27 protein-coding genes are annotated in these 21,106 nt (G+C 67.0%); 13 read left to right on the forward strand and 14 right to left on the reverse strand.

Features of this window, described 5'->3' with window-relative positions; translation table 11 throughout:
- On the reverse strand, positions 1 to 337 hold a 337-nt coding region (locus TVH25_RS14620; protein WP_422424603.1), incomplete at its 3' end, for a helix-turn-helix transcriptional regulator.
- Positions 338 to 400: 63 nt separating this feature from the next.
- Positions 401 to 1,258 (reverse strand): SDR family oxidoreductase, encoded by an 858-nt coding sequence (locus TVH25_RS14625; RefSeq protein WP_422424605.1) that lies wholly within the window; start codon positions 1,256 to 1,258, stop codon positions 401 to 403.
- A 75-nt stretch (positions 1,259 to 1,333) separates the two neighbouring features.
- Between TVH25_RS14625 and TVH25_RS14630 the strand changes: the two genes are divergently transcribed.
- A complete protein-coding gene (locus tag TVH25_RS14630; protein WP_422424607.1) occupies positions 1,334 to 2,374 on the forward strand; it encodes an iron-containing redox enzyme family protein in 1,041 nt (346 codons plus the stop codon).
- 31 nt (positions 2,375 to 2,405) lie between these two features.
- On the opposite strand, the gene TVH25_RS14635 is transcribed toward TVH25_RS14630, so the two are convergent.
- The 5 genes from TVH25_RS14635 to TVH25_RS14655 all read right to left on the reverse strand — a co-directional run bounded on the left by TVH25_RS14635 (position 2,406) and on the right by TVH25_RS14655 (position 5,804).
- Positions 2,406 to 2,675, reverse strand: coding sequence for a hypothetical protein (locus tag TVH25_RS14635; protein ID WP_169619336.1), 270 nt, complete (start codon positions 2,673 to 2,675; stop codon positions 2,406 to 2,408).
- 76 nt (positions 2,676 to 2,751) lie between these two features.
- A complete protein-coding gene (locus tag TVH25_RS14640; protein ID WP_422424609.1) occupies positions 2,752 to 3,840 on the reverse strand; it encodes an NAD-dependent epimerase/dehydratase family protein in 1,089 nt (362 codons plus the stop codon).
- A gap of 19 nt (positions 3,841 to 3,859) precedes the next feature.
- Positions 3,860 to 4,399: a Dps family protein gene (locus tag TVH25_RS14645; protein WP_169619335.1), complete on the reverse strand. Its 540-nt coding sequence runs from the start codon at positions 4,397 to 4,399 to the stop codon at positions 3,860 to 3,862.
- Between the two features lie 62 nt (positions 4,400 to 4,461).
- Positions 4,462 to 5,313, reverse strand: coding sequence for a cytochrome c oxidase assembly protein (locus tag TVH25_RS14650; RefSeq protein ID WP_422424611.1), 852 nt, complete (start codon positions 5,311 to 5,313; stop codon positions 4,462 to 4,464).
- Positions 5,310 to 5,804: a DUF2243 domain-containing protein gene (locus TVH25_RS14655; protein ID WP_422424613.1), complete on the reverse strand. Its 495-nt coding sequence runs from the start codon at positions 5,802 to 5,804 to the stop codon at positions 5,310 to 5,312. Before TVH25_RS14655 ends, TVH25_RS14650 begins: the two co-directional genes overlap by 4 nt.
- 190 nt (positions 5,805 to 5,994) lie before the next feature.
- Here TVH25_RS14655 and TVH25_RS14660 point away from each other — a divergent pair, with 190 nt between their 5' ends.
- On the forward strand, positions 5,995 to 6,150 hold the full coding sequence (locus tag TVH25_RS14660) for a DUF6131 family protein (RefSeq protein WP_169619332.1): 156 nt from the start codon (positions 5,995 to 5,997) through the stop codon (positions 6,148 to 6,150).
- A gap of 134 nt (positions 6,151 to 6,284) precedes the next feature.
- On the opposite strand, the gene TVH25_RS14665 is transcribed toward TVH25_RS14660, so the two are convergent.
- The 4 genes from TVH25_RS14665 to TVH25_RS14680 form a co-directional block, all read right to left on the reverse strand.
- A complete protein-coding gene (locus tag TVH25_RS14665) occupies positions 6,285 to 6,440 on the reverse strand; it encodes a CDGSH iron-sulfur domain-containing protein (RefSeq protein WP_169619605.1) in 156 nt (51 codons plus the stop codon).
- Between the two features lie 85 nt (positions 6,441 to 6,525).
- Positions 6,526 to 7,143, reverse strand: a complete 618-nt coding sequence (locus tag TVH25_RS14670) for a HemK2/MTQ2 family protein methyltransferase (protein WP_169619604.1) — start codon at positions 7,141 to 7,143, stop codon at positions 6,526 to 6,528.
- 254 nt (positions 7,144 to 7,397) lie between these two features.
- Positions 7,398 to 8,987, reverse strand: a complete 1,590-nt coding sequence (locus TVH25_RS14675; RefSeq protein ID WP_378529135.1) for a phytoene desaturase family protein — start codon at positions 8,985 to 8,987, stop codon at positions 7,398 to 7,400.
- Positions 8,984 to 9,442, reverse strand: coding sequence for an SRPBCC family protein (locus tag TVH25_RS14680; protein WP_378529134.1), 459 nt, complete (start codon positions 9,440 to 9,442; stop codon positions 8,984 to 8,986). Before TVH25_RS14680 ends, TVH25_RS14675 begins: the two co-directional genes overlap by 4 nt.
- 180 nt (positions 9,443 to 9,622) lie before the next feature.
- On the opposite strand from TVH25_RS14680, the gene TVH25_RS14685 reads away from it, so the two are divergent.
- Together TVH25_RS14685 and surE are read left to right on the forward strand one after the other, a co-directional pair.
- Entirely contained in the window at positions 9,623 to 10,540 is a 918-nt protein-coding gene (locus TVH25_RS14685; protein ID WP_346765267.1) for a PfkB family carbohydrate kinase, read from the forward strand.
- Positions 10,537 to 11,346: a 5'/3'-nucleotidase SurE gene (surE, locus tag TVH25_RS14690; protein WP_169619328.1), complete on the forward strand. Its 810-nt coding sequence runs from the start codon at positions 10,537 to 10,539 to the stop codon at positions 11,344 to 11,346. The genes TVH25_RS14685 and surE overlap by 4 nt, the downstream gene beginning before the upstream one ends.
- Here surE and TVH25_RS14695 read toward each other — a convergent pair.
- Positions 11,240 to 12,415 (reverse strand): alcohol dehydrogenase catalytic domain-containing protein, encoded by a 1,176-nt coding sequence (locus TVH25_RS14695; RefSeq protein ID WP_422424617.1) that lies wholly within the window; start codon positions 12,413 to 12,415, stop codon positions 11,240 to 11,242. The genes surE and TVH25_RS14695 overlap by 107 nt on opposite strands.
- Positions 12,416 to 12,564: 149 nt before the next feature.
- On the opposite strand from TVH25_RS14695, the gene TVH25_RS14700 reads away from it, so the two are divergent.
- The 5 genes from TVH25_RS14700 (at position 12,565) to TVH25_RS14720 (ending at position 17,267) form a co-directional block, all read left to right on the forward strand.
- Positions 12,565 to 14,106: an FAD-dependent oxidoreductase gene (locus tag TVH25_RS14700; protein WP_422424619.1), complete on the forward strand. Its 1,542-nt coding sequence runs from the start codon at positions 12,565 to 12,567 to the stop codon at positions 14,104 to 14,106.
- A 64-nt stretch (positions 14,107 to 14,170) separates the two neighbouring features.
- Positions 14,171 to 14,743: a type 1 glutamine amidotransferase domain-containing protein gene (locus TVH25_RS14705; RefSeq protein WP_422424621.1), complete on the forward strand. Its 573-nt coding sequence runs from the start codon at positions 14,171 to 14,173 to the stop codon at positions 14,741 to 14,743.
- Between the two features lie 88 nt (positions 14,744 to 14,831).
- Positions 14,832 to 14,984: a hypothetical protein gene (locus tag TVH25_RS14710; RefSeq protein WP_422424622.1), complete on the forward strand. Its 153-nt coding sequence runs from the start codon at positions 14,832 to 14,834 to the stop codon at positions 14,982 to 14,984.
- Positions 14,985 to 15,039: 55 nt separating this feature from the next.
- Entirely contained in the window at positions 15,040 to 16,458 is a 1,419-nt protein-coding gene (locus TVH25_RS14715) for an alpha,alpha-trehalose-phosphate synthase (UDP-forming) (protein WP_422424624.1), read from the forward strand.
- A 134-nt stretch (positions 16,459 to 16,592) separates the two neighbouring features.
- A complete protein-coding gene (locus tag TVH25_RS14720) occupies positions 16,593 to 17,267 on the forward strand; it encodes a PAS and ANTAR domain-containing protein (protein ID WP_378529039.1) in 675 nt (224 codons plus the stop codon).
- Positions 17,268 to 17,349: 82 nt separating this feature from the next.
- On the opposite strand, the gene TVH25_RS14725 is transcribed toward TVH25_RS14720, so the two are convergent.
- Positions 17,350 to 17,595, reverse strand: coding sequence for a DUF6480 family protein (locus TVH25_RS14725; protein WP_169619321.1), 246 nt, complete (start codon positions 17,593 to 17,595; stop codon positions 17,350 to 17,352).
- Between the two features lie 285 nt (positions 17,596 to 17,880).
- On the opposite strand from TVH25_RS14725, the gene TVH25_RS14730 reads away from it, so the two are divergent.
- Positions 17,881 to 18,240 (forward strand): hypothetical protein, encoded by a 360-nt coding sequence (locus TVH25_RS14730; RefSeq protein WP_169619320.1) that lies wholly within the window; start codon positions 17,881 to 17,883, stop codon positions 18,238 to 18,240.
- Between the two features lie 32 nt (positions 18,241 to 18,272).
- Here the strand turns inward: TVH25_RS14730 and TVH25_RS14735 are convergent, their stop codons facing one another.
- A complete protein-coding gene (locus TVH25_RS14735) occupies positions 18,273 to 18,638 on the reverse strand; it encodes an anti-sigma factor antagonist (protein ID WP_346765032.1) in 366 nt (121 codons plus the stop codon).
- A gap of 475 nt (positions 18,639 to 19,113) precedes the next feature.
- Here TVH25_RS14735 and TVH25_RS14740 point away from each other — a divergent pair, with 475 nt between their 5' ends.
- The 3 genes from TVH25_RS14740 (at position 19,114) to TVH25_RS14750 (ending at position 21,023) form a co-directional block, all read left to right on the forward strand.
- Positions 19,114 to 19,686, forward strand: a complete 573-nt coding sequence (locus TVH25_RS14740; RefSeq protein ID WP_422424626.1) for a GNAT family N-acetyltransferase — start codon at positions 19,114 to 19,116, stop codon at positions 19,684 to 19,686.
- A gap of 126 nt (positions 19,687 to 19,812) precedes the next feature.
- The gene (locus TVH25_RS14745; protein ID WP_296549625.1) at positions 19,813 to 20,244 is read left to right on the forward strand and encodes an ATP-binding protein; all 432 of its coding nucleotides are present in this window, start codon (positions 19,813 to 19,815) and stop codon (positions 20,242 to 20,244) included.
- Entirely contained in the window at positions 20,241 to 21,023 is a 783-nt protein-coding gene (locus TVH25_RS14750; protein ID WP_169619316.1) for a SigB/SigF/SigG family RNA polymerase sigma factor, read from the forward strand. Before TVH25_RS14745 ends, TVH25_RS14750 begins: the two co-directional genes overlap by 4 nt.
- The last annotated feature ends 83 nt before the right edge of the window (positions 21,024 to 21,106 follow it).

Consider the following 21,106-nt stretch of genomic DNA (forward strand, 5'->3'; position numbering starts at 1 on the left):
GCGACGACGTCCTCGTCGTCGCACTGGGTGGATATCCGTACGCGCGTGCATACGCGCGCCCGAACCCTTCGACGCTGCTGTAACCGGCCCCGAACGCGGCATCGGTGACACCGGCGCCGTTGGCCAGTTGCCAGGCCGCGCGTTCGAGCATCACTCTCCGCCGCAGGGCCACCGGGGACTCCCCGGTACCGACACCGAACTGGCGTGTGAAGTGCCAGGGGGACGCGTACGCCCCCTGCGCCATCTGTTCGAGGTTGACGTTGTTCTCGTCGAGCACCGCGTCGAGGAGTTCACGCAAGCGGTCGCGCCGGGGCTCGGACAGCCGGGTTTCGGACATAGGGCAAGTCTGACGACCTTCGCGCGGTCGCGCTTGACTGTTCTTGCCGAATCCGGCCGGCAGTCACCCGGGCAGCGTCTCACCTCCGATAGGAGCCAGCACTTCCCCGCTGTAATAGGAGGACATCGTCGCCGAGGCGAAGAAGACGTACGACGGCGCGATCTCGTCGGGTTGCGCGGCCCTGCCGTACGGTGCCTGCTGACCGAACTCGGACACCTTCTCCGCGTCCATCGTCGCGGGAATCAGCGGGGTCCACACCGGTCCCGGCGCGACACAGTTGACCCTGATCCCCCGGTCGCTCAGTGCCTGCGCGAGCGAATAGGTCAACGCGATCACGGCGCCCTTGGTCGCCGAGTAGTCGATCAGTGTCTTGTTCCCGCGCAGCCCGTTGATCGAGGCGGTGTTGATCACGGCGCCGCCCCGGGGAAGGTGCGGCAGCGCCGCCTTGGTGACATGGAAGAAGCTGTCGATATTGACGGCGAAGGTCCTTCGCCACTGCTCATCGTCGAGTTCCGCGAAGTCGTCGACCGGCTGTTGGGTACCGACATTGTTGACGACGATCTCCAGACCGCCCATGGCGGCCGCGGCCTCGGCGACAACCGTGCGGCAGTGAGCCGGGTCCGCGAGATCTCCCGGGTACAGGTGACATGCGCGTCCTTCCGCCTCCACGAGAGCAGCGGTGTGCTCGGCATCCTCCTGTTCCTCCAGGTAGGCGATCGCCACGTCCGCACCTTCCTTCGCGAAGGCCACCGCGACCGCCCGGCCGATCCCGGAGTCACCACCGGTGATCAACGCTCGCCCGCCGGCGAGCAAGTCCCTGCCGCGATAGTCGCGCATCTCGTCGCGGGGGCGTTCCGCCATGTCGGTCGTATCGCCCGGATAGTCGATGGTGTGCGGTTTCCGTTCCTTGTCGTCTGCCATAGCGAGCGGTTACCCCCTGCGCCGGTGGGCACACGTATCCGTTTCCGCCGGGCCCGCCAGGGGTAACCGGCACGTATGTCTGATGTGATCCGGCCGTGTGACCTGTCCGCCGCTTCTCTGCCGACCCCGCGGGGGCCGATCTCCGCCGCCGTCGTCGAACGGCTGGCCCGTCCCGCCGACGCCGCGGCCTGGCAGATCGCAGTCGGTGAGCCCGACCCGTACGGCGACGACGTGCAACTGGCCCTGACCGTGCTCTACGAGTTGCACTACCGCGGTTTCGACGGTGTCGACGCGTCGTGGGAGTGGGCGCCGGGACCCCTGGGACTGCGCGCCGACCTCGAGCGTCTGTTCCTCGCACAGTTGCGCGCCGCCGTTCAGGTCGGCGACGACACGGACGCGACGTTCGACGCGCTCTACCGCGAGCCGAAAGACGCCTGGGGCGTGTCGCACGAACTGGCGGAACGCGGCACCTGGGACCAGATCCGCGAGTTCTTCGTACACCGCTCGATCTACCACCTGAAGGAAGCGGATCCGCACGCGTTCGCCATTCCTCGCCTGCGGGGCCGTGCGAAAGCGGCACTCGTCGCGGTCGAATTCGACGAATACGGCGGTGGTCGCGCCGACAGGATGCACTCCCGCCTGTACGCCGATCTGCTGAAAGCGGCCGACCTCGACGAGAGCTACCTCGGCTATCTCGACGCCGTGCCGGCCGTCACCCTCGCGACCGTCAATTTCATGTCGCTCTGCGGGCTGCACCGGGCGCACATGCCGATGCTCGTGGGGATGTTCACCGCTGCGGAGATCACCACGGCTCCGAGTGCCCGGCGGATGGCGTCGGCCCTGGAACGTCTCGGCGCAGACCCCGCATGCGTCACGTTCTACACCGAGCACATCGAAGCGGATGCCGTGCACGAACTGGTGCTGCGGCACGACGTGGTGGGTGACATGATCGCGGCCGACCCCCGCTGCGCGAGCGACATCGTGTTCGGCGCGGAGGCCGCGGAGTTCCTCGAAGGCCGCCTCGCACACCACCTGCTGGACAACTGGTCGAAGGGTTCGACGACGCTTCGTGCGTCCCTCGACGACATCGCTCCGGTGGACCAGCCCGTGAGCTGATCCACCGGAGCGGTCCGACGGGTACGCCGCGTCAGTCGAGGACGCCCGGCTCGTGGGTCGGGGTTCCACCCGAACCGTGGAGCCGGCGGTGACGGAAATTGATCGTGATCAACGCCGCGCCGGCCGAGAGGAGCGCCGCAGCGATGACGACGGCAACCACTGTCCAGCCGGCGAACCCGTCTCCTGCAGCGAAGAGCGCCATGGCGACGACAGCAATGCTCGCAAGAACGCACGCGTAGCCGATCCATCCCGCTACCCGGGAGCCGGTGGTCGGCGGCTCGTGCCTCGATGTGTTGGTCATAGTGGTTTGTACCCCTTCGTGCGGCCCGACAAAACTCGGGCGATCGAGAAACAAGCTCCCCCGCAGTGTGATCCGGTCAAGGCGGAATCCGGCGCCCGATCGGGCCGCGCCCGACAAGCACAGCGAGAAGTTCCCGCGCGGTGCGCGCACGCAACACCGGACTGCAGGTTCCGCCCCGCGCACGCATGCCGGCGATCGTCTCCGCCCAGACGGCGGGACCGGAATGCCGCGGCGCCCAGCCGAGCACTGCGGACGCCCGCTCGCATCCGAGCATGGGAGTGGCGTATGCCAGGTCGACCCACCCGCCCTGAACCGGCTGAAGTCGCGCGTGCCAACCGGCGTCGGCCACCGCGGAGAGCAGTCGTGCGGGAACGTGGACGGTGGAGCAACCGAACGGTGCGGCGAAGTCTTCGGCGCCGACGGGCACCGGCGAGGCCAGGTTGACCGCGCCCACCGCACGACGTCGGAGTGCGGAGTCGATTGCCGCGGCCACATCGTCGGCATGCACCGCGGGGATCGTGAGTCTCCGGTCGACGGGCAGCACCGGGACGTGGCGGGTGATCGCGGACGGCACCGCGTCCGGCAGCACGTATCGGGCGAGGCCCGACCCCGCTGCGTATTGCCCGATGAACCCCGGGCGTAACCGCAGCAGGTCCGGCGCACCCGGCACACCCGACAATTCGTCGAGCACCCTTTCGGCCGCCACCTTGTCCACGCTGTAGGCACAGCCGGGTATCCCCTTCGTCGGCCAGGACTCGTCGACGGGCCGGCCGTACGATCCCGGCGAGTACGCCGCGCCGGAGGACATGTGCAGCACGTGCGGTACGCCGGCGTCCGCTGCCGCCGAATACACGGCGCGTGTTCCCTCGACTGCGGTGCGCCGCAAGTATTCTCGCCGGTGCGACGGCTGAAATCCCCAGGCAAGGTGGACGACGGCATCGGCACCGGACATCAGCCGCCGCAGCACCCCGTACGACTCGGGCTCCGCGAGGTCGACGCGACACCAGCGCGCAGAAGAATAGGGGCCGCGCGCCGGAGGTATCCGGCGCGCGACCCCTGTGATCTCGGGAGGTTCGGGCCACTGCGCGAGACGACGCAGCAGCGCGGATCCCACATTGCCGCTGGCCCCGGTCACGATGATTTTTGCGACCGCGGCATCCGGCACGAGAGAATCCTGTCTCCGGTCAGCGGACCTTGTCGGCCGCTTCCTTCTCGGTGGAGGCGTTTCCGTGGGCCAGGGCCCCGGCAGCGTTCTCCAGGTGCGCACGCACGAACCACTGGAACTTCTCGAGCTGACCGGTGTGCCCGATAAGGACGTCTTCGGTGATCGGATCGAGTTCGCCGACTTCCTCGATGGCCTTACGGTTGTCGGTGATCACCCCGTCGTAGACGAGGTCGAGCGCGGCGAGGTGAGCCTGAGCGGTGTCGCGGCCCACCGAGTAGTCGTCCCATGTGCGGTTCTTCTCGATAGCTCCCGGCGTGCCCTTCGGCGATTCACCGAGCGTCGCGATGCGTTCTGCTACTTCGTCCGCGTATCCACGCACGAGTTCAACCTGGGGATCGATCATCTCGTGGACGCCGATGAAGTTGGGTCCGACAACGTTCCAGTGAATGTGCTTGAGAGTGAGATGCAGGTCGTTGTACGCGCTCAGGCGCTGCTGCAGGACACCGGCAACTTTCGTGCCGTTCTTGCCGCTCAAACCGGGCACCGTGTATTTCGACATGATTGCGATCCTCCAAGTGCTTTTGTTTGCGTGGCAATCGCATACCCCGGAAACGGCACTGCTCAAACCCTTCGCACGAGTAACCGCTCACTGTCAGGTCGTGCGGAGAAGGTCCGGCGCGGACATCTCGGGCCGGCGACGAGCACGGGCCGGCGACGAGCACGTGCCGCCCACCGATGACACAGCAGCACGACCAGAGCCAGTTCGAAGGGCAATCCCCCGTAGTACATGATCTGGCTGCCCATTTCGGCCTGCTCTGCGGAGACGCCGGGAGGCGGGTCCGCGTACAGCGTCTTCGCGAGGATGTTGTGGGCGGCAATGGACACCACCAGCACTGCGGCCCGTAAGCCGAACGATGTGCGGTGAGGAGAAGGGTCCACTCCCACCAGCGAATAGGTGTACAGGTACCCGGCTGCGACGATGTGGAACTCGATCAGCCACATCACCCACGTTCCGCCGTGCATGTAGTCGAACAACCATGTCCGATAGAGAAGCCACAGCCCGCCGACGTTGAGTGTCGCCGCGACGAGCGGGTGGGTGAGCACTTCACAGGGCCGGGAGCGCAGCACCCGGGAGACGCGTCGGGCCTCGCGCAGAGGGAGCACGCGCAGCGCGAGGGTGACCGGTGCGGCGAGCACCAGCAGTAGCGGTACCGCCATGCCGGCTACCACGTGGGACACCATGTGACCCGCGAAGTCGAAGGATTCGTTGGCCGCACCGTGGCCGTGCTGCGCGCCGTGGCCCTGCGCCGGGCTGTCCGCGGATGCGGAGTTACCCCACACCGCGGCGAGCGCGAGCCAGCCCACCGTCCAACCGGCGGTGCGCGCGAGCGACCACGACTTCGCCGCCGCGGCTGCCGCCCAGTAGGCCAGCACCGCGCAGATCGCCACGCCCCAGACGACGAACGGCATCATCGCGATTCCGTCCTCACCGGCTCCTGCCGGTACGTGGACGCGATGATCGCGCCACCGCACACGAGCAGCACCGCGGCAAGGATGTTCCACGTCAGGTCGTACGGGAGAAGATCGACTTCGTATCGGATCTGGTGAAGGCCCATCAGCTTGTGCTGCACCAGGCCGTCGTACAACTGGAACGCACCCACCGCCGTCACGAAGCCGCCCACCAGGGCTCGCACCCACAACGTCCGGTCACGGATCGCCATGACCACCAGGTAGAAGCCGGCGACGGTGGCGAACCAGCTGAACGCGTGGAACAAGCCGTCCGACACCAGACCCGCCGACGTGGTGGACCGGTCGTAGAAGTGATGCCAATGGAGTATCTGGTGAAAGATCACCTCGTCGGTCATCGCGACCGCGCCCAACCCGAGGAACGCGCCCGCCAGCAGACTCCTGCCTCTTTCGGGCCGACGCTCCACTGTCGCACCCTCGACTTCGCTTTTGGTCATGACCAGGGGACTACCCCCGGTTCGGGCGGTCAATCCCTGCGGGAGACCATTGGCGCGACGCCCTCCGGTGCACCCCGCTCGGCCCGCACACAGAATTTTTTGGGGCGTGTGTTTCGATGCGGACAATCCGGGTATTCAGGACTTGGATCCGGAGCCGCTCGGCATCGGACAAGACAGCGAGGTGGACGCAATGATTGTTCTGGGCCTGATTCTTCTCGTGGTCGGATTCTTCACCGGGATCTCGATCCTGACGACACTGGGTGTCATCCTCCTGGTGATCGGCGTCATCATGGCAATCCTGGGAGCCTCCGGCAAGGCCGTCGGTGGTCGCGCCCACTGGTATTGATCCTTAGAACAGTCGAAGTCCGGACGCTACGGCGTCCGGGCTTCGGCTGTTGTGCGGTAGAACCACCACAAGAAAGCCCGTTCGCACGGAACCCGATCACATGCTCGGGAACCCCGCGTTCGGGCTTTCTGCGGTTATCGGTCCCGGGACCGTATCGGCCGGCGATGACTGGTATCGCACAGCGGATACAACTCGCTACGCCGGCATCGGCACACTGCCACGACGAACCGGTCCGATTCCGTCACGGACCCGTCCTCGGTCTCGATCCGAACCGGACCGTTCACGAGCATCGGTCCGCCTTTGATTTTGCGGACGACCGTGACGTCCTCTGCGCTACCGGAGGTCGCGTTCACCACGTGGCGGCCACCCTCGCTCTCAGTGCCTGCCTGCACGGATCACCACCACCTCTTCGGTATCGATGCCCTGTTGTGCCAGCTCCACTTCCTGGAGATAGCTCAGGCGACTCTGCAGGACCGGTCCGAACGGGATGCGTTCGCGGGCCACGACCGAGCCCGAAAGACCGGCGGCGCGCACACGCTCGAGTGTTTCGTCTACCCCGGTGAATTCCGAGTGCACGAGCAACGCGAATCCGCGCGGAGACAAGAGCCGGGGCAAGGAGTCGCACAACGGGTCGAGCACCGATCGCCCGTCCGGACCGGCATCCCAGCGCGGATCCTCACTGCCCCGGCCGTCGTCCGGCACATAGGGCGGGTTGGAGAGAACCACGTCGAACGGACCGTGTTCCACGGCCACATCCAGACTTCCTCGAAGTACCGAGATCGGCAGCCTCCGCGACAGGGCATTTGCCCGCGCGGTGAGAACCGCCCTGCGTGAAATATCGAGCGCAGTCACCGCCCCGGCCCCCGCCCTCGCGGCTGTGATTGCGAGAAACCCACTCCCGGTACAGAAATCGAGGACTTTGGCGTCCTGTGCACCTCCGGCGTCGCGGAGCGCCCGCGCAAGAAGAAACGAATCCTCTTGGGGGCGGTACACGCCGGGCAGACGCCACACTCGAGGGGAATCCGGACGGTCGAGGACTGGAGAAGTGGTCACAGCTACATCACCCCGGGGTTCGATGTGCGGAGTCGACGACTACGCACCAGCCAATGCCTGAGCCGACCGTGCGGAGGGCGCATCTTCCCGTCGACGACGCCCACAACGCGCCATCGAGCGGGTATTCGGTCATGGCCGCGAATACCCGTACCCCAGATCCGCGAAACCTGCCGTTTACGACCACGACTTCTCGGTCAGGACATCACCCGGCGCCCCAGGGCGTGCAGGCCGCGTCGCAGCGGCCCCGTCGCTCGCTGATCCTGCAGTGCGGCATCGGCGGCGTTCCAGCCGCACATTCCGTGTACGCCGCCGCCGGGGTGTGCTCCTGCGCTGGCCAGATACAGCTTGCCCACCGGGGTCCGCGACCCGCCGAGTCCTGGCGCGGGACGAAGGAACAACTGCTGGTGGATCTGCGCGGTACCACCGTTGACCGCTCCACCGACCAGGTTGGCGTCAGCCGCTTCGAGATCGGCGGGACGCTGCACGGTCCGGCCCAGAATCGTGTCCCGGAATCCGGGCGCGTACGCCTCGAGCTGGGCGTCGACCCTCTCGGCGAGAAGGTCGGCGGACTCGTCGTCGGTGACGCCGCGGGGCAGGTGCGTGTACGCCCAGGCACTTTCGGTCCCGGCGGGCGACCGGGTGGGATCCGTCGTCGTCATCTGCCCGAAGAGCAGGAACGGAGACTCCGGAACCACCCCTGTCGACAGATCCGCCGACCAGCGGACCATCGCGTTCGAATCGGCACCGACATGCACGGTGCCCGTCCGGGACAACGACTCCGACCGCCACGGCACAGGACTGTCGAGCGCGTAGTTCACCTTGACCACGGGCGTGTCCCATTCGAATCCCTGCAGGTCGGCACGGGCACGCTCGGTGACGGAGGAACTCGCGAGCAACTTTTCGTACAGCGCGGGCGCCGACACGTCCGCGAGTATCGCCCGGCGGACCTTCACCCGTCGTCCGCCCGCAGTACGCACCGCTACGGCGGTTCCGTCTTCGACGTCGATATCGGTGACGCGATCGCCACATCGGATCTGCACACCGGCATGTTCACCGCGGCGGACCAGAGCGTCGGTGAGGGCACCCGCACCGCCGACCGGACACGGGAAACCCACGTCCTGGGCGAGCATGGTCAAGAGGTAACCCATCACGCCGCTGCCCGGGGCGTCGGGAGGGATATCGGAGTGCATGGCATTGCCGAGCAGGAGCAGGCGGGCTGCATCTCCGCCGAACAATTCCTCGCTCAGGCGACGGACGGGAAGCGCCAGCATCCTGGCGAAGCGCAGAGATTCCGCAGGCCCGAGTGCGCGCAGCAGTGACGTCGAACCCCGAACCGGCGGGAACGGGGAAAGAAGCAGCTTCAGCAGTGAACCGCGCACCGTGTTCCACTGCTCGACGAGCGTCATCCAGGCTTCCCCGTCACCGGCGCACCGGCGTTCGAGATCGGCGGCGGTGTCTTCGGCACGGCGCGAGACCACCACCGCGTCCTCGTCCTCGGGACCGAGCGGATGACCGAACGAGTTGGGCGACCGGCTCCAGCTCAAACCGTGGGACTCGAGGTCGAGTGCGGCAAAGGCGGGCGACACCGCTCCGAGCGGATAGAACGCGCTGAACAGGTCGGTCCGGAAACCCGGATGGAGTTCGGCGCTGCGTACGGCACCGCCGGGTTGCGGTTGTTCCTCGAGCACCAGTACGTCCCAGCCGGCATCCGCGAGTGCCGCCGCTGCGGTGAGCCCGTTGGGACCGGCACCGATGACGACGGCATCGACAGTTTCGGTACTCATCGCGCGGGCCCCGAGGGAGTCGCACGTTGCGCGAGGAGCGTCAACCGGGACAGGCACTCCCGATTCCGCGGCCATACCGCGGATTCCTGTACGAACTCGGGCAGCATGCTGGGGAGCCCGCTCACGACGTGCTCGGCCATGGTGATCGTCGACCCGCCTCCGGACGCGGGTTCGATCGTCAACCTGATCTCGGCCTGGCCGAAAGCCCACGCGCGTGCACGCAAGACGAGTTCTCGTTCGGGGGTCGCCGAGAGAACCTCGGTGCGGTCGTCGAGCAGCACGGGCCAGAGTCCGACCGAATGATGGATGCGGCTGCCGACGGCCGGCCAGGTCGCGTCGACCTTCCGAATGCGGGAGGCTCCGACGACCCACGTCGCATAGCTCCACCCGTCCGCCAGGACATCCCACACCCGGCTCGGCGAAGCAGTGGTCTCCTTGCGCGCGACTTTGGTCATCCCCGATTTCCCTCCTCGTCCGCGGTCCGTGCCGGGGGCATACCCGCGACCGCTCCGGCCCACACCGGCGCCTCGCGCGCGGGTGTGAGACGAGAAGCGGAGGGGTACCTGAGCGACATGCCCGCAGACAGAGAAGAACCCACACAGTCCGACGACGCAAGACAGGGAGCATCTGCATTCGTGTTCGCTCCCTCACCCCTGCTGACGGTCACGATCGAAAAAGCGCCGAGCGGGAGCACAGAACTGCACGTGCATCCCGGTGGACAGGGTTTCTGGATCGGCCGGATGGCATCCATCCTGGGCATGGACGTACACCTGTGCGGCCCCTTCGGCGGTGAGTCCGGCGGCATTCTCGTCGACCTCATCGGCCGCGAAGGCATCACGGTCCATCCGGTGTCTTCCGCCTCCGACAACGGCTCGTACGTCCACGACCGTCGCGGCGGCGAACGCGAAGTGGTCGTGGAGGTCGAGCCACCCACGCTCACCCGCCACGAGACGGACGACCTCTTCAGCGCCTCGCTCGGCGCAGGCATGTCCGCCGATGTTGCGATCATCGGCGGGCCGCACTGCGACGACGCCGTACCCACCGAGCTCTACACCCGCCTCTGCGCCGACCTGTCCGCCCTGAAGATCCCGGTCGTGGCAGATCTCTCGGGCCCGACCCTGACCGCCGCGCTGGAAGGCGGGGTGTCGCTGCTGAAGGTGAGCCACGAGGACCTCATCGAAGACGGCCGCGCGGCCTCGGAGGACCTCGACGACCTCATCGCCGCCATGCACTCGCTGCACAAGGAAGGTGCCGGAAGCGTCGTGATCTCACGTGCGGCCGATCCGGCGATCGCACTGCACGACGGGGTGGTCTGGGAGGTCGAGGCGCCCCCGGTGCAGTCGGTGGACCACCGTGGCGCCGGCGACTCGATGACCGCGGGCCTCGCCGTCGGCTATGCCGACGGACTCCCGTTCGAGCAAGCTCTCCGGCTCGGTGCCGCCGCCGGCGCAGTGAACGTCACGCGACGAGGACTCGCCACCGGTCAGCGGCACTCGATCGAGAAGATGACCGAGAACGTGCAGGTGCGACGACTGGAGAAGGACCACACATGAAGGCGCTGATCGTCAACGACGACGGAATCGACAGTCCCGGGCTGGCCGCGCTGGCCCGGGTCGCCGTCGCGGCGGGCCTCGACGTGCAGGTGGCAGCACCCCACATCGAACGAAGCGGCGCCAGCGCAGCGCTGAGCGCCCTCGAGGACGACGGAAAGCTGAAGGTGTCGCGGCGGTCCATGCCGGAGCTTCCCGACGTGGACGTTCTCGCGGTCCACGCGTCCCCGGCATTGATCACGTTCGTCGCGTCGTACGGCGCCTTCGGTGACACTCCCGACCTCGTTCTGTCGGGGATCAACCTCGGGCCCAACACCGGTCGCGCGATCCTTCATTCCGGAACCGTGGGCGCCGCTCTCACCGCGGCGGCTCACGGGGCCCGCGCGGTCGCGTTGTCGCTCAACGCATCCGATCCCTCGTCGTGGGAGACCGCGGAATACATCGCCGAACGTGCCGTGCGATGGTCGATGGAGCACGGGGAACCCGGCGAGGTCCTCAACGTGAACATCCCCGATGTTCCGGTCGAGGAACTGCACGGGCTGCGCGAGGCCCAGCTGGCCGAATTCGGTGCGGTTCAGGCGGAGATCTCCGACTCGGACGAGGACTACGACGATCAATACGATGACGACGACACCCGCACCGTGACCATGTCCTTCAAGGCCATCGACATCCACGGGCCGGACGACACCGACGCCGTGTTGCTCAGCCGCGGGTGGGCCACCGCGACCGTCCTGCAGATGCCGTTCGAGATGGCGGGGTCCGATCTAGGCGACCTCGGATTCTCCCGGGACGGTGTGTCCCCTTCCTGAGCCCGCGTCTCCCGGCACTCGAGCACAACACCGACGGCACCCAGTGGAGGACGTTGGCCTGACCCATGCGCAGCCGGATCTGCTTGTCGAACATCGTCATCATGGGCATGGGATCGGTCATCCCGCCGTACACGCCGCTGAGCGAGATGGTGCCGCCGCGTCGCACGATATCGATGGCCGTGTACAGCGCGTGAAGCCTGTCCACTCCTGCCTTCTCCATCAGCGGTTCCGCGATCGCCGAGGGCAGGAATCCTGTCGCCGTCTGGGCAAGCTTGGCCACCGGCGACCCGTGCGCTTCCATCCCCACCGCGTCGATCACCGAGTCGGTGCCGCGACCGTCGGTGCGGTCGCGGATGATGTCGCCGAGATCGCTGCCCGCCTCACGGAGGTCGATCGTCTCCATACCGCGGGAAGCGGCACGAGCGAGCCGTTCCGGCACCAGATCGACCGCGATCACGCGCGCACCCCGGTGCGTGGCGATACGTCCTGCCATCTCGCCGATCGGCCCCAGCCCCAGCACCGCCACCGTGCCGCCGTCCGGAATGTTCGCGTATTCCACCGCCTGCCAGGCGGTGGGCAACACGTCCGAGAGGTAGGAGAAGCGGTCGTCCGCCGGCCCGTCGGGAACCTTGATGTGAGTCGAGTCGGCCAGGGGAACACGGAGATACTCCGCCTGTGCACCCGGCACGCTGCCGTACAGCTTCGAGTATCCGAAAAGTGCTGCGCCACTCCCCTCTTCGCGAACCTGAGTGGTTTCACACTGCGACTGGAGCCCGTGGTCGCACATGAAGCAGCTGCCGCACGATATCTGGAACGGGATGACCACTCGGTCTCCCGGAGTCAGGCTGGTGACACCGGCGCCGACTTCTTCCACGATCCCCATCGGTTCGTGCCCGAGAATATCGCCGGGCGTCATGAAGGCGCCGAGCACCTCGTACAGGTGCAGATCCGACCCGCAGATGTTGGTGGTCGTGACTCGAATGACGGCGTCGGTCGGCTTCTCGATCTTCGCGTCGGGGACATTGTCGACGCTGACCTTTCGACGGCCTTGCCATGTCACTGCCTTCATCGGGAACTCCTCCGCTGTGGATTGCACGTGTTTTCCGGGCTACCCGGCCCCCGCCGGGGTTAACCGCGCCGATCGGGGTATCCGCCGGGCACGAGATCCCGGATCGACCGGCGCGCACCCGCCCTACCCCACCACGAAGGAGATCGCACGTGACGTCATTGTGGCTCGCACGAGACGCCGAGGCCGGCACCCACACCAGCGACGAGTGGACGCAGCGACGCGAGGTGTACGACACCGTCGTCGTCGGCGCAGGGCTGACAGGCGTCGTCACCGCCTTGCTGCTCGCCCGGTCCGGGCAGCGCGTCGCCATCCTCGAAGCACGTGATATCGGGGCGGTGACCACCGGCAACACCACCGCCAAGGTGAGCCTCCTCCAGGGGACCGCCCTGTCACAGATCTCGCGCCGGCATTCCCGCCCGGTCGTGCAGGCGTACGTGGACGGCAATCTCGGCGCCCAGCGGTGGATCGCCGAGTTCTGCAAGCACAACGACGTGGCAACGGAGACCGCCGACGCGTACACGTACGCCGTGAGCGGCGAGAGCGTGGGCTCGGTCGAGGCAGAACACCGCAGTTGCCGCGCGGCGGGCCTGCCGACGCGAACCGTGACCGACACCGAGTTGCCCTATCCCGTCGCCTCGGCGGTCGTGCTGCCGAATCAGATCCAGTTCGACCCGATGCCGATGCTGCGCGCTGCTGTGCGCGAACTCCGGGCGAACGACGGCGAGGTCTTCACCGGCATCCGCGCCGTGTCGGCCTCGGCGGACAGCGGCGGCTGCACGGTCGAGACCGAGTCCGGAAGCGTGCGCGGCGCGCACGTCGTACTGGCCACAGGCATGCCGATCCTGGATCGAGGCGGGTTCTTCGCGCGACTCGAACCGGAACGCTCGTACGCCTGCGCGTTCGAGGTGGCAGAGACACCGCCCAGCGGCATGTACCTGTCGGTGGACTCGCCCACCCGCTCGATCCGGACCGCCCCCGCGGCGAATCCTCGGAGCGCCTCCTCGTCCGGCAACGACCACCCTCTGCTGCTCGTCGGCGGCAACGGCCACGTGGTGGGCCGGCACAAGGGATCGACCCGTGCCGCTGTCGCGGACCTCATCGCGTGGACGCAGCGGCATTTCCCGGGAGCGAAGCCCGTCGCGCGATGGTCCGCGCAGGACTACAGCACGCTCGATTCGCTGCCGTACGTCGGTCCACTGCTCCCGACAACGGACCGCCTCTGGGTCGCGACCGGCTACGGCAAGTGGGGTATGACCAACGCGGTCACCGCCGCGCACCTGTTGAGCACCCGGATCACCGGTGAACGCGATCCCGAGATCGAGGCGTGGGCTCCCGGGTATTCGGCGTGGAGCCCGTCCCAGCTGTTCGACGTCCCGAGCGCGGTGAAGCTCAACGCGGGCGTGGGCATCAACCTCGCCCGCGGATGGTGGAGCGCGGAGACCAGCTCGGACTCCTCGACCGCACCCGGCGAGGGCGAAGGACGCGTCGCGCGCGACTGCGGCCTTCCCGTCGGCATATCCACGATCGACGGCCGGACCCAGCGGGTGTCGGCGGTGTGCCCGCATCTCGGAGGGGTACTGCGATGGAACGACGAAGAGGCCTCCTGGGACTGTCCCCTGCACGGATCTCGCTTCGCCGCCGACGGCACCCGGCTCGAAGGACCGGCGACGAGTGACCTGAATCGCCGCTGACCGCGACGTTTCCTGACACACGACCCGGGGTATCCGGGTCCGGATCGAGAAAGGCACGATAGATATGACTACAGCGGAACAAGGCCGTCTCGCGGGACGCAGGATTGCGGTCCTCGCCACCGACGGTGTCGAAGAGGTAGAGCTCGTCGAGCCATGGAAGGCCGTCGAAAAAGAAGGCGCGACACTCGAACTGTTGTCGCTCCGGACCGGCGAGATCCAGGCGATGCAGCAGGATGTCAACGCAGCCGGCAAGTACCCCGTCGACCGGGTGGTAGCCGACGCGAACGTCTCCGATTTCGACGCACTGCTGCTTCCGGGCGGCACGACCAACCCTGATCATCTGCGCCAGGATCCCGACACTGTCGCCTTCGTGCGGGACTTCGTGCAATCGGACAAGCCCGTCGGCGTGATCTGCCACGGGCCGTGGACGCTGGTGGAAGCCGGAGTCGTGGACGGCCGCACGTTGACCTCGTATCCGAGCGTGCGCACCGACATCCGGAATGCCGGCGGAACCGTCGTCGACAAAGAGGTGGTCATCGACCGCAACCTGGTGTCCAGCCGGAATCCGGACGACCTTCCCGCATTCTGCGCGGCCGTCATCGACGTGGTCGCCGAGGCGGGTTCAGGTAGCTCCTGACCGAGACGGGTGACGGAGAAAACCGCCCGATAGCGCACATGCCGAGTTGTGAGAAGTACTTGTTGTGAGAAGAAAGGACCCCTCGACGATGGTTGAGGTCGACGCCCTCCCCGACCCCGCTGCGGCGACGCCGTCTCCCGCCGCGGTCGGGGCACGTTTCAGCACCGCCGAGATCAAGCGCCGCATCGACGCGATGTTCGACGAAGTGCAGTCCGTCGAAGTGGAGCGGCTGGAGGCGTGACTTCCCAGCTCACGCAGCCTGCCCGCCCGCATACCGATGCGAAAGTTGAACAACGATGAGTGAGACGTCCTCCAACCGATTCGTGGTCGTGGCCAACCGGCTGCCGGTGGACCTGGAGACCCCGCCGGACGGTGGACCAGGGGTGTGGCGTCGGAGCCCCGGCGGGCTCGTGACGGCGCTCGAGCCGGTCCTCCGTTCCGCCGACGGCGCGTGGGTCGGCTGGCCCGGCACCCCCGACGTCGAGCTCGACCCGTTCGTCGAGGAGGGCTTGACCCTTCATCCGGTGCGACTGAGCGAAGCGGAAGTCACGGAGTACTACGAGGGCTTCTCCAACGAGACGCTCTGGCCGCTCTACCACGATGCGGTGATCGCGCCGACGTTCGACCGCGCCTGGTGGCGCACCTACGAGAAGGTCAACCGCCGGTTCGCCGAGGAGGCCGCTCGGGCGGCAGCGCCCGGCGCCACCGTGTGGGTTCACGACTACCAGCTTCAGCTGGTCCCGCGGATGCTTCGCGATCTGCGCCCCGATCTGAGGATCGGGTTCTTCCTGCATATCCCGTTCCCTCCCACCGAATTGTTCCTCCAGCTGCCGTGGCGGAAGGAGATCCTCGAGGGACTCATGGGTGCCGACCTTGTCGGTTTCCACCTGCCCGGCGGCGCCGAGAACTTCCTGTACCTCGCCCGGCGGCTGCTCGACCTCCCGAGCTCTCCTCGGGGCACCACCGGGGGCGGCACCATCGATCTCGGGGATCGACGCGTGCGGGTCGGCGCGTATCCGATCTCGATCGATTCCGCACAGCTGCGCGACCAGTCGGTCACGGCCGCAACGAAACTGCGCGCCAAGGAGATACGTGCGGAGCTGGGCGACCCGGAGACGATTCTCCTGGGTGTCGATCGGCTCGACTACACCAAGGGGATCAGCGTTCGGCTCGAGGCATTGCGCGAGTTGCTCGTCGAGGGCACGCTCGACCCCGAAAAGGTCGTCATGGTCCAGCTCGCGACCCCCAGCCGCGAACGGCTCTCCGCGTACGCGTCCTTGCGCGACGACATCGAACGGCAGGTCGGAAACATCAACGGCGAGTTCGGGCAGCTCGGACGGCCCGTGGTGCATTACCTGCACCGGCCCGTCGATCGCGACGAACTGGTCGCGATGTACGCCGGGGCCGACGTCATGGTTGTCACCCCGTTCCGCGACGGTATGAATCTCGTCGCCAAGGAGTACGTGGCGTGTCACGGCGACGGGAGCGGAGCGCTCGTGCTGAGCGAGTTCGCGGGGGCCGCCGCAGAGTTGAGGCGTGCGCACGTGGTGAACCCGCACGATCTCGAGGACGTCAAACGTGCCGTGGTGAACGCCGTGGGAGAAGACCGGGCGAGCGCCGCGCGGCGAATGCGCTCCATGCACAAACACGTGATGGCACACGACGTCGACCGCTGGGCGAATTCGTTCCTGTCCCACCTCACCGAGGATCACTGACCGGTCCGGACAATTTGTGACGCGGGTCGCATTATCAGCTGTGACCGACGTGCCCCATAGATGCCGTTTGGTTCGCCACCGCCTCACTCGAGGCGGTGGCGACGACGCTCGGTGTGTGCCGCATAATCGGACATATGACGGACCGCAGCATCCCGGAGGAGCCCGCACTGGCCGGGCACGCCGGAGACGGTGCCACCCAGCATGTGGGTAGCTTCAGGTACTTGCTCGCAGACGACGCATGGGAATGGTCGGATGCCGTCGCGAGGATGCACGGCTACGAGCCCGGAACCGTCACGCCGACCACCGACCTGCTTCTTCAACACAAACACCCGGACGACAAAGAACACATCGCGATGCTTCTCGACGCGGTGCGTTCGGCGGGTGAACCGTTCAGTAGCCGGCACCGGATCATCGACACCGCTGGGAACGTGAAGCGTGTCGCCGTGATCGGGGACCGGCTCGTCGACGAGGACGGCACCCTGCTCGGCACCTCGGGCTTCTATCTGGACTTGTCCGATGCATTCGAGGAAGAGGTCCGCGAGGGCGTCGACCTGGCGGTGAACGCACTCGCCGAATCCCGCGCCGTGATCGAACAGGCCAAAGGCGTCCTCATGCTCGTGTACTGCATTTCGCCCCAGCACGCTTTCGAGGTGCTGGCCTGGCGGTCGCAGGAAACCAACGTCAAACTCCGGGTACTCGCCGAGCAACTCGTCGCCGACATCACTGCGGGCCCCGGGACCGAAGCGATGAGCCGGACTGAGTTCGACCACCTGCTCATGACGCTGCACGAGCGCGTCGGGAACGAATAGCGGGAGCCGCCCTCCGTACGGCTCCTTCGTCCCCGACCGCCGGCAGACAGCGCAGCGCAAGCCGGAGTTCAGCGCCGGGGAATCAGAGCAACACCGCGACGATGACCGCCACGAAGATCGCCACGATCACAGCGATGGAAACCAGTGCGACCCACCCACTGACGGGAAAGTGGTTTCTCGTTTCCGGTTCCGGAGCGGACAACCCGGAGGTCTGACCGGATTCGGGAGGGGTGGAACCGGGACTGACCCCTCCGCCCTGCTCGAGATCGGGTGTCGACGCCGGATCGGGATCGGTATTGCGGTGTGGTTCGGGATCGGAGACAGTCACACATCCTCCTCGGATCGTCGCTTCGGTTCGTGATCGGCAGGGAACACCGACAGCGGGATCGCCGCCCTGCCCGACCGTTCCTCCGGAGTACCCGGGACCCGCTGTTCGAACCGCACCGACAGCATCCGGCTCGATGCGAGTGCTCTGCGCCGGGGATTACTTACCCGCGTGTGGGGTAGTCGTTGTGTAGTGCCCCACCACGGACGAACCGGCTCGGGAAGGCCGCGTCACTGCGGTGTGGCGCACTGGGACGCGATCGAAACTACCTACAACACAGGATATTTCATGACACCTGAGGTCAAGAACCCCCGGAACGACTCACGGCTCGCACGGACAGCGATGTGGTATGCCGCAGGCGTGATAGCGCTTGCCGCCGTCGTCGCGGCCGGTGTGATCGTGTGGGCGAGCCTGAATACAGGCGATACCTGCGCCGACGCGGACTTCGCGGTCTGTACCGACCCCGCGCGCGCGATCCTCGCATTCGGCCCGGTTCTGATCCTGCTCCTCGGTGGGCTGGGCGCTTTCGTGCAGACCTTCAGGGTCTGGCAGGCGGCCGGCCGGTGGCAGATCTGGCATGGCACCGGATGGGCGCTGTTTGTACTGATGGTGCTCTACGCGGGCTTTGCCGCAGGTATAGCAGTTTGATCCCGCTCGACCTCCCCCCGGAGTCGCCGGGCTCAGGACGCCCGGTCGAGCCCGAGCGTCGCGAGAGCATTGTCGAGCGACGGGTGCGCGACGACGGGGATGGTGGCCCCGAGCACGCGGAACAAGCGGTGCACGGGCCTGCTCCCTACCAGTGCCCAGTGATACCCGCCCTGCTCGCAGCGTGTCTCCAGGTGTTCGAAGACCCTGAGGCCGGCAGCACCGAAGAAGTCGACGTCGGAGAGGTCGAGGACGATGCGGGACGTTTCCAGGTGTCGGGCGGCGAAATCACGCAACGCGTGCGCATTACGGATGTCGATCTCTCCACGCACCCTGATCTGGATGACGTCGGAGCCGATCGGGAGGGCACTGAATTCTGCTCCGAACCACTGCTCGACCACGACGTCGGAGGGTGCAGGGCATACCGACCACGTAGCCGCGGTCGACCATCGATGAGGCGATGCGATTCGCTGAGAAACTGTCATGACACTTCCCAACACAGACGATGTTGTTAAGCGCGACGACAGCGGTGGCACTCCGGCTACCTACCGAAAAACCTCGCGGCCGCGTGGCGCTTCCGAGTTCCCGGCTGTGTGCTCAACCTTCCCAAACACTAGTGCAACCGGCGCCAGCTCTCAACCGCCGTCCGCTGTCCCGAGTGGCCCTGACCTCACATAGATCGGCGGTCTCGCCCCTCGATCCACGACCGGCCGACGGCGTGGCCTTCGCGCGCGGCGAGAATCTGCGCGCGGGTGTCGACCCGGGGCGCGCCGGAGCCGCTGTCGAGATGTGCAGCGCCGGAAGCCTCTTGGTGTGATCCTGACGACCGGCTTCGTGGTGTGGACCGCGTGCTCGTCACGTTGTTAGGGTCGCGGCGTGCCCTTCCCACTGCCGTTGAGGACCGACCGGTTGCGCCTGCGACTTCATCGCCCCGATGATCTCGATTGGATGGTAGCGGTCCACTCCCGGCCGGACGTCGCACGCTTTCTGCTGGACGATCCGTGGACCGAGGCTCGCGGGGCAGAGGTTCTGGACAAGCGTCTGGCGCGCACCGACCTCGACGGCGAGGAGGGGGCCGTAGCGCTGATCCTGGAGCACGACGGCGCGCCGGTCGGCGATATCTCGCTCTGGCTCACCGATCGCGAGCACCGGTCGGCCGAGATCGGCTGGGTACTCGATCCGGCCCACACCGGTCGCGGATTCGCTCGCGAGGCGGTCCGGACCGTCCTCACAACCGGGTTCGACCATGGCCGGCTGCACCGCGTCGCCGCTCAGATGGACGCTCGCAATACGCCTTCGGCTCGACTGGCAGCTGCCGTCGGGATGCGACGGGAGGCTCATTTCCGGCAGGACTTCTGGAGCAAGGGCGAGTGGACGGACAGCTTCGTGTACGCCGTACTGGCGTCGGACCCCAGGCCCGTGACTCGGCGGGGGAACCGCGCCGAGTAGGTGACTTTCCCTGCTCATGAGGTAGGCGGGAGGTTGAACACGGGGCGGTGTGGGTAGCCTTGCCGGGACACCTCAAGGAAACGACCCCCTGACCTGCTTCGACCCCCTCATGGAGATCAAAACCTCATGGCCAATTCCGCGTCGATCGAATCGGCACGAGACCACACCACCCCGGTAGTCGAACTGCGAGTTCAGGCCGACCCCGCCCAGCTGTCCGTACTTCGCGCGGTCGCTGCCGCAATCGCGCTGCAACACGACTTCGATCTCGATACGGTGGCCGACGTGAAACTCGCCGTGGACGAGGCCGCGACCCGTCTCATCATGGGCGCGCCGGATGGCGCGACCCTGTCGTGCAGCTTTCAACTGGTGCCCGGCCGGCTCCGTATCGCCTTGACCGCCCCCACCGCGAACGCCAACGCGGTCGGGCAACCCCGTTCGTTCGGGTGGCACGTGCTCAACTCGCTGACCGACTCCATCTCGGTGTCGTCGGAGGATCGCGGGGACGGCACCCTCTCCACCATCGACATGTCCATCGCAGAAGGTAGTGCCGCTCGGTGAGCCGAAATCCAGCACGATCGAGCGACGAGTACGCCGACGTAACCGAAACCTTGAGCAAGCTCCTGACGCTGAGTCAGGACGACCCGGAACGGTCGGCGATCCGTGATGCGGTCGTCGAGCGCTGCCTGCCCCTCGCCGAGCACATCGCGCGCCGATTCGACGGGCGAGGCGAAGCGTTCGAGGACCTGCTTCAGGTCGCGCGCCTCGGCCTCGTCAATGCCGTCGACCGCTTCGACACCGAACGCGGGTCCGACTTCGTGTCGTTCGCAGTGCCGACGATCATGGGCGAGGTTCGGCGTCATTTCCGCGACACCGGATGGGCCGTGCGCGTTCCGCGCCGGATGAAGGAGCTCCACCTCTCCCTGAGCAAGGCGACCTCCGAACTCTCGCAGCACCTGGGCAGGGCCCCTACAGCAGCGGAACTCGCGGCCGAACTGGGGATCGACCAAGAAGAGGTCATGCAGGGCCTGGTCGCCGGCAACGCGTACCAGACCGTGTCCGTGGATCGTTCGTCCCCGTCGGGTGACGACGGCCTGACCTTGGCCGACACACTCGGTGACTACGACGCGGCGCTCGACGAGGTGGAGAACCACGAGGCACTGCGTCCGCTGCTCGAGGCGCTTCCCGCTCGCGAACGCACGGTGGTTCTGCTCCGGTTCTTCGGCAACATGACCCAGACGCAGATTGCCGAGCGTGTCGGGGTGTCGCAGATGCACGTGTCTCGCCTGCTCACCAAGACGCTCGCGCAACTGCGCGAGCAACTCGGCGACAACTTCTGATCGCAGATCCCCCTCGCCGCCCCCCCCCCCCCCCCCCCGGTGGGGGGGGGGGGGGGGGGGGGGGGGGGGGGGTGGGCCGCCCC

This window comes from Rhodococcus sp. 7Tela_A2, from assembly GCF_049311045.1.
GTDB lineage: Bacteria > Actinomycetota > Actinomycetes > Mycobacteriales > Mycobacteriaceae > Rhodococcus.

What these genes read in the sequence shown, in the direction of transcription:
- TVH25_RS14625 (WP_422424605.1), bottom strand. Translation starts at nt 1,258, where the DNA reads ATGGCAGACGACAAGGAACGGAAACCGCACACCATCGACTATCCGGGC.
- TVH25_RS14630 (WP_422424607.1), top strand. Translation starts at nt 1,334, where the DNA reads ATGTCTGATGTGATCCGGCCGTGTGACCTGTCCGCCGCTTCTCTGCCG.
- TVH25_RS14635 (WP_169619336.1), bottom strand. Translation starts at nt 2,675, where the DNA reads ATGACCAACACATCGAGGCACGAGCCGCCGACCACCGGCTCCCGGGTA.
- TVH25_RS14645 (WP_169619335.1), bottom strand. Translation starts at nt 4,399, where the DNA reads ATGTCGAAATACACGGTGCCCGGTTTGAGCGGCAAGAACGGCACGAAA.
- TVH25_RS14650 (WP_422424611.1), bottom strand. Translation starts at nt 5,313, where the DNA reads ATGATGCCGTTCGTCGTCTGGGGCGTGGCGATCTGCGCGGTGCTGGCC.
- TVH25_RS14655 (WP_422424613.1), bottom strand. Translation starts at nt 5,804, where the DNA reads ATGACCAAAAGCGAAGTCGAGGGTGCGACAGTGGAGCGTCGGCCCGAA.
- TVH25_RS14660 (WP_169619332.1), top strand. Translation starts at nt 5,995, where the DNA reads ATGATTGTTCTGGGCCTGATTCTTCTCGTGGTCGGATTCTTCACCGGG.
- TVH25_RS14665 (WP_169619605.1), bottom strand. Translation starts at nt 6,440, where the DNA reads ATGCTCGTGAACGGTCCGGTTCGGATCGAGACCGAGGACGGGTCCGTG.
- TVH25_RS14675 (WP_378529135.1), bottom strand. Translation starts at nt 8,987, where the DNA reads ATGAGTACCGAAACTGTCGATGCCGTCGTCATCGGTGCCGGTCCCAAC.
- TVH25_RS14680 (WP_378529134.1), bottom strand. Translation starts at nt 9,442, where the DNA reads ATGACCAAAGTCGCGCGCAAGGAGACCACTGCTTCGCCGAGCCGGGTG.
- surE (WP_169619328.1), top strand. Translation starts at nt 10,537, where the DNA reads ATGAAGGCGCTGATCGTCAACGACGACGGAATCGACAGTCCCGGGCTG.
- TVH25_RS14695 (WP_422424617.1), bottom strand. Translation starts at nt 12,415, where the DNA reads ATGAAGGCAGTGACATGGCAAGGCCGTCGAAAGGTCAGCGTCGACAAT.
- TVH25_RS14705 (WP_422424621.1), top strand. Translation starts at nt 14,171, where the DNA reads ATGACTACAGCGGAACAAGGCCGTCTCGCGGGACGCAGGATTGCGGTC.
- TVH25_RS14710 (WP_422424622.1), top strand. Translation starts at nt 14,832, where the DNA reads ATGGTTGAGGTCGACGCCCTCCCCGACCCCGCTGCGGCGACGCCGTCT.
- TVH25_RS14715 (WP_422424624.1), top strand. Translation starts at nt 15,040, where the DNA reads ATGAGTGAGACGTCCTCCAACCGATTCGTGGTCGTGGCCAACCGGCTG.
- TVH25_RS14720 (WP_378529039.1), top strand. Translation starts at nt 16,593, where the DNA reads ATGACGGACCGCAGCATCCCGGAGGAGCCCGCACTGGCCGGGCACGCC.
- TVH25_RS14730 (WP_169619320.1), top strand. Translation starts at nt 17,881, where the DNA reads ATGACACCTGAGGTCAAGAACCCCCGGAACGACTCACGGCTCGCACGG.
- TVH25_RS14745 (WP_296549625.1), top strand. Translation starts at nt 19,813, where the DNA reads ATGGCCAATTCCGCGTCGATCGAATCGGCACGAGACCACACCACCCCG.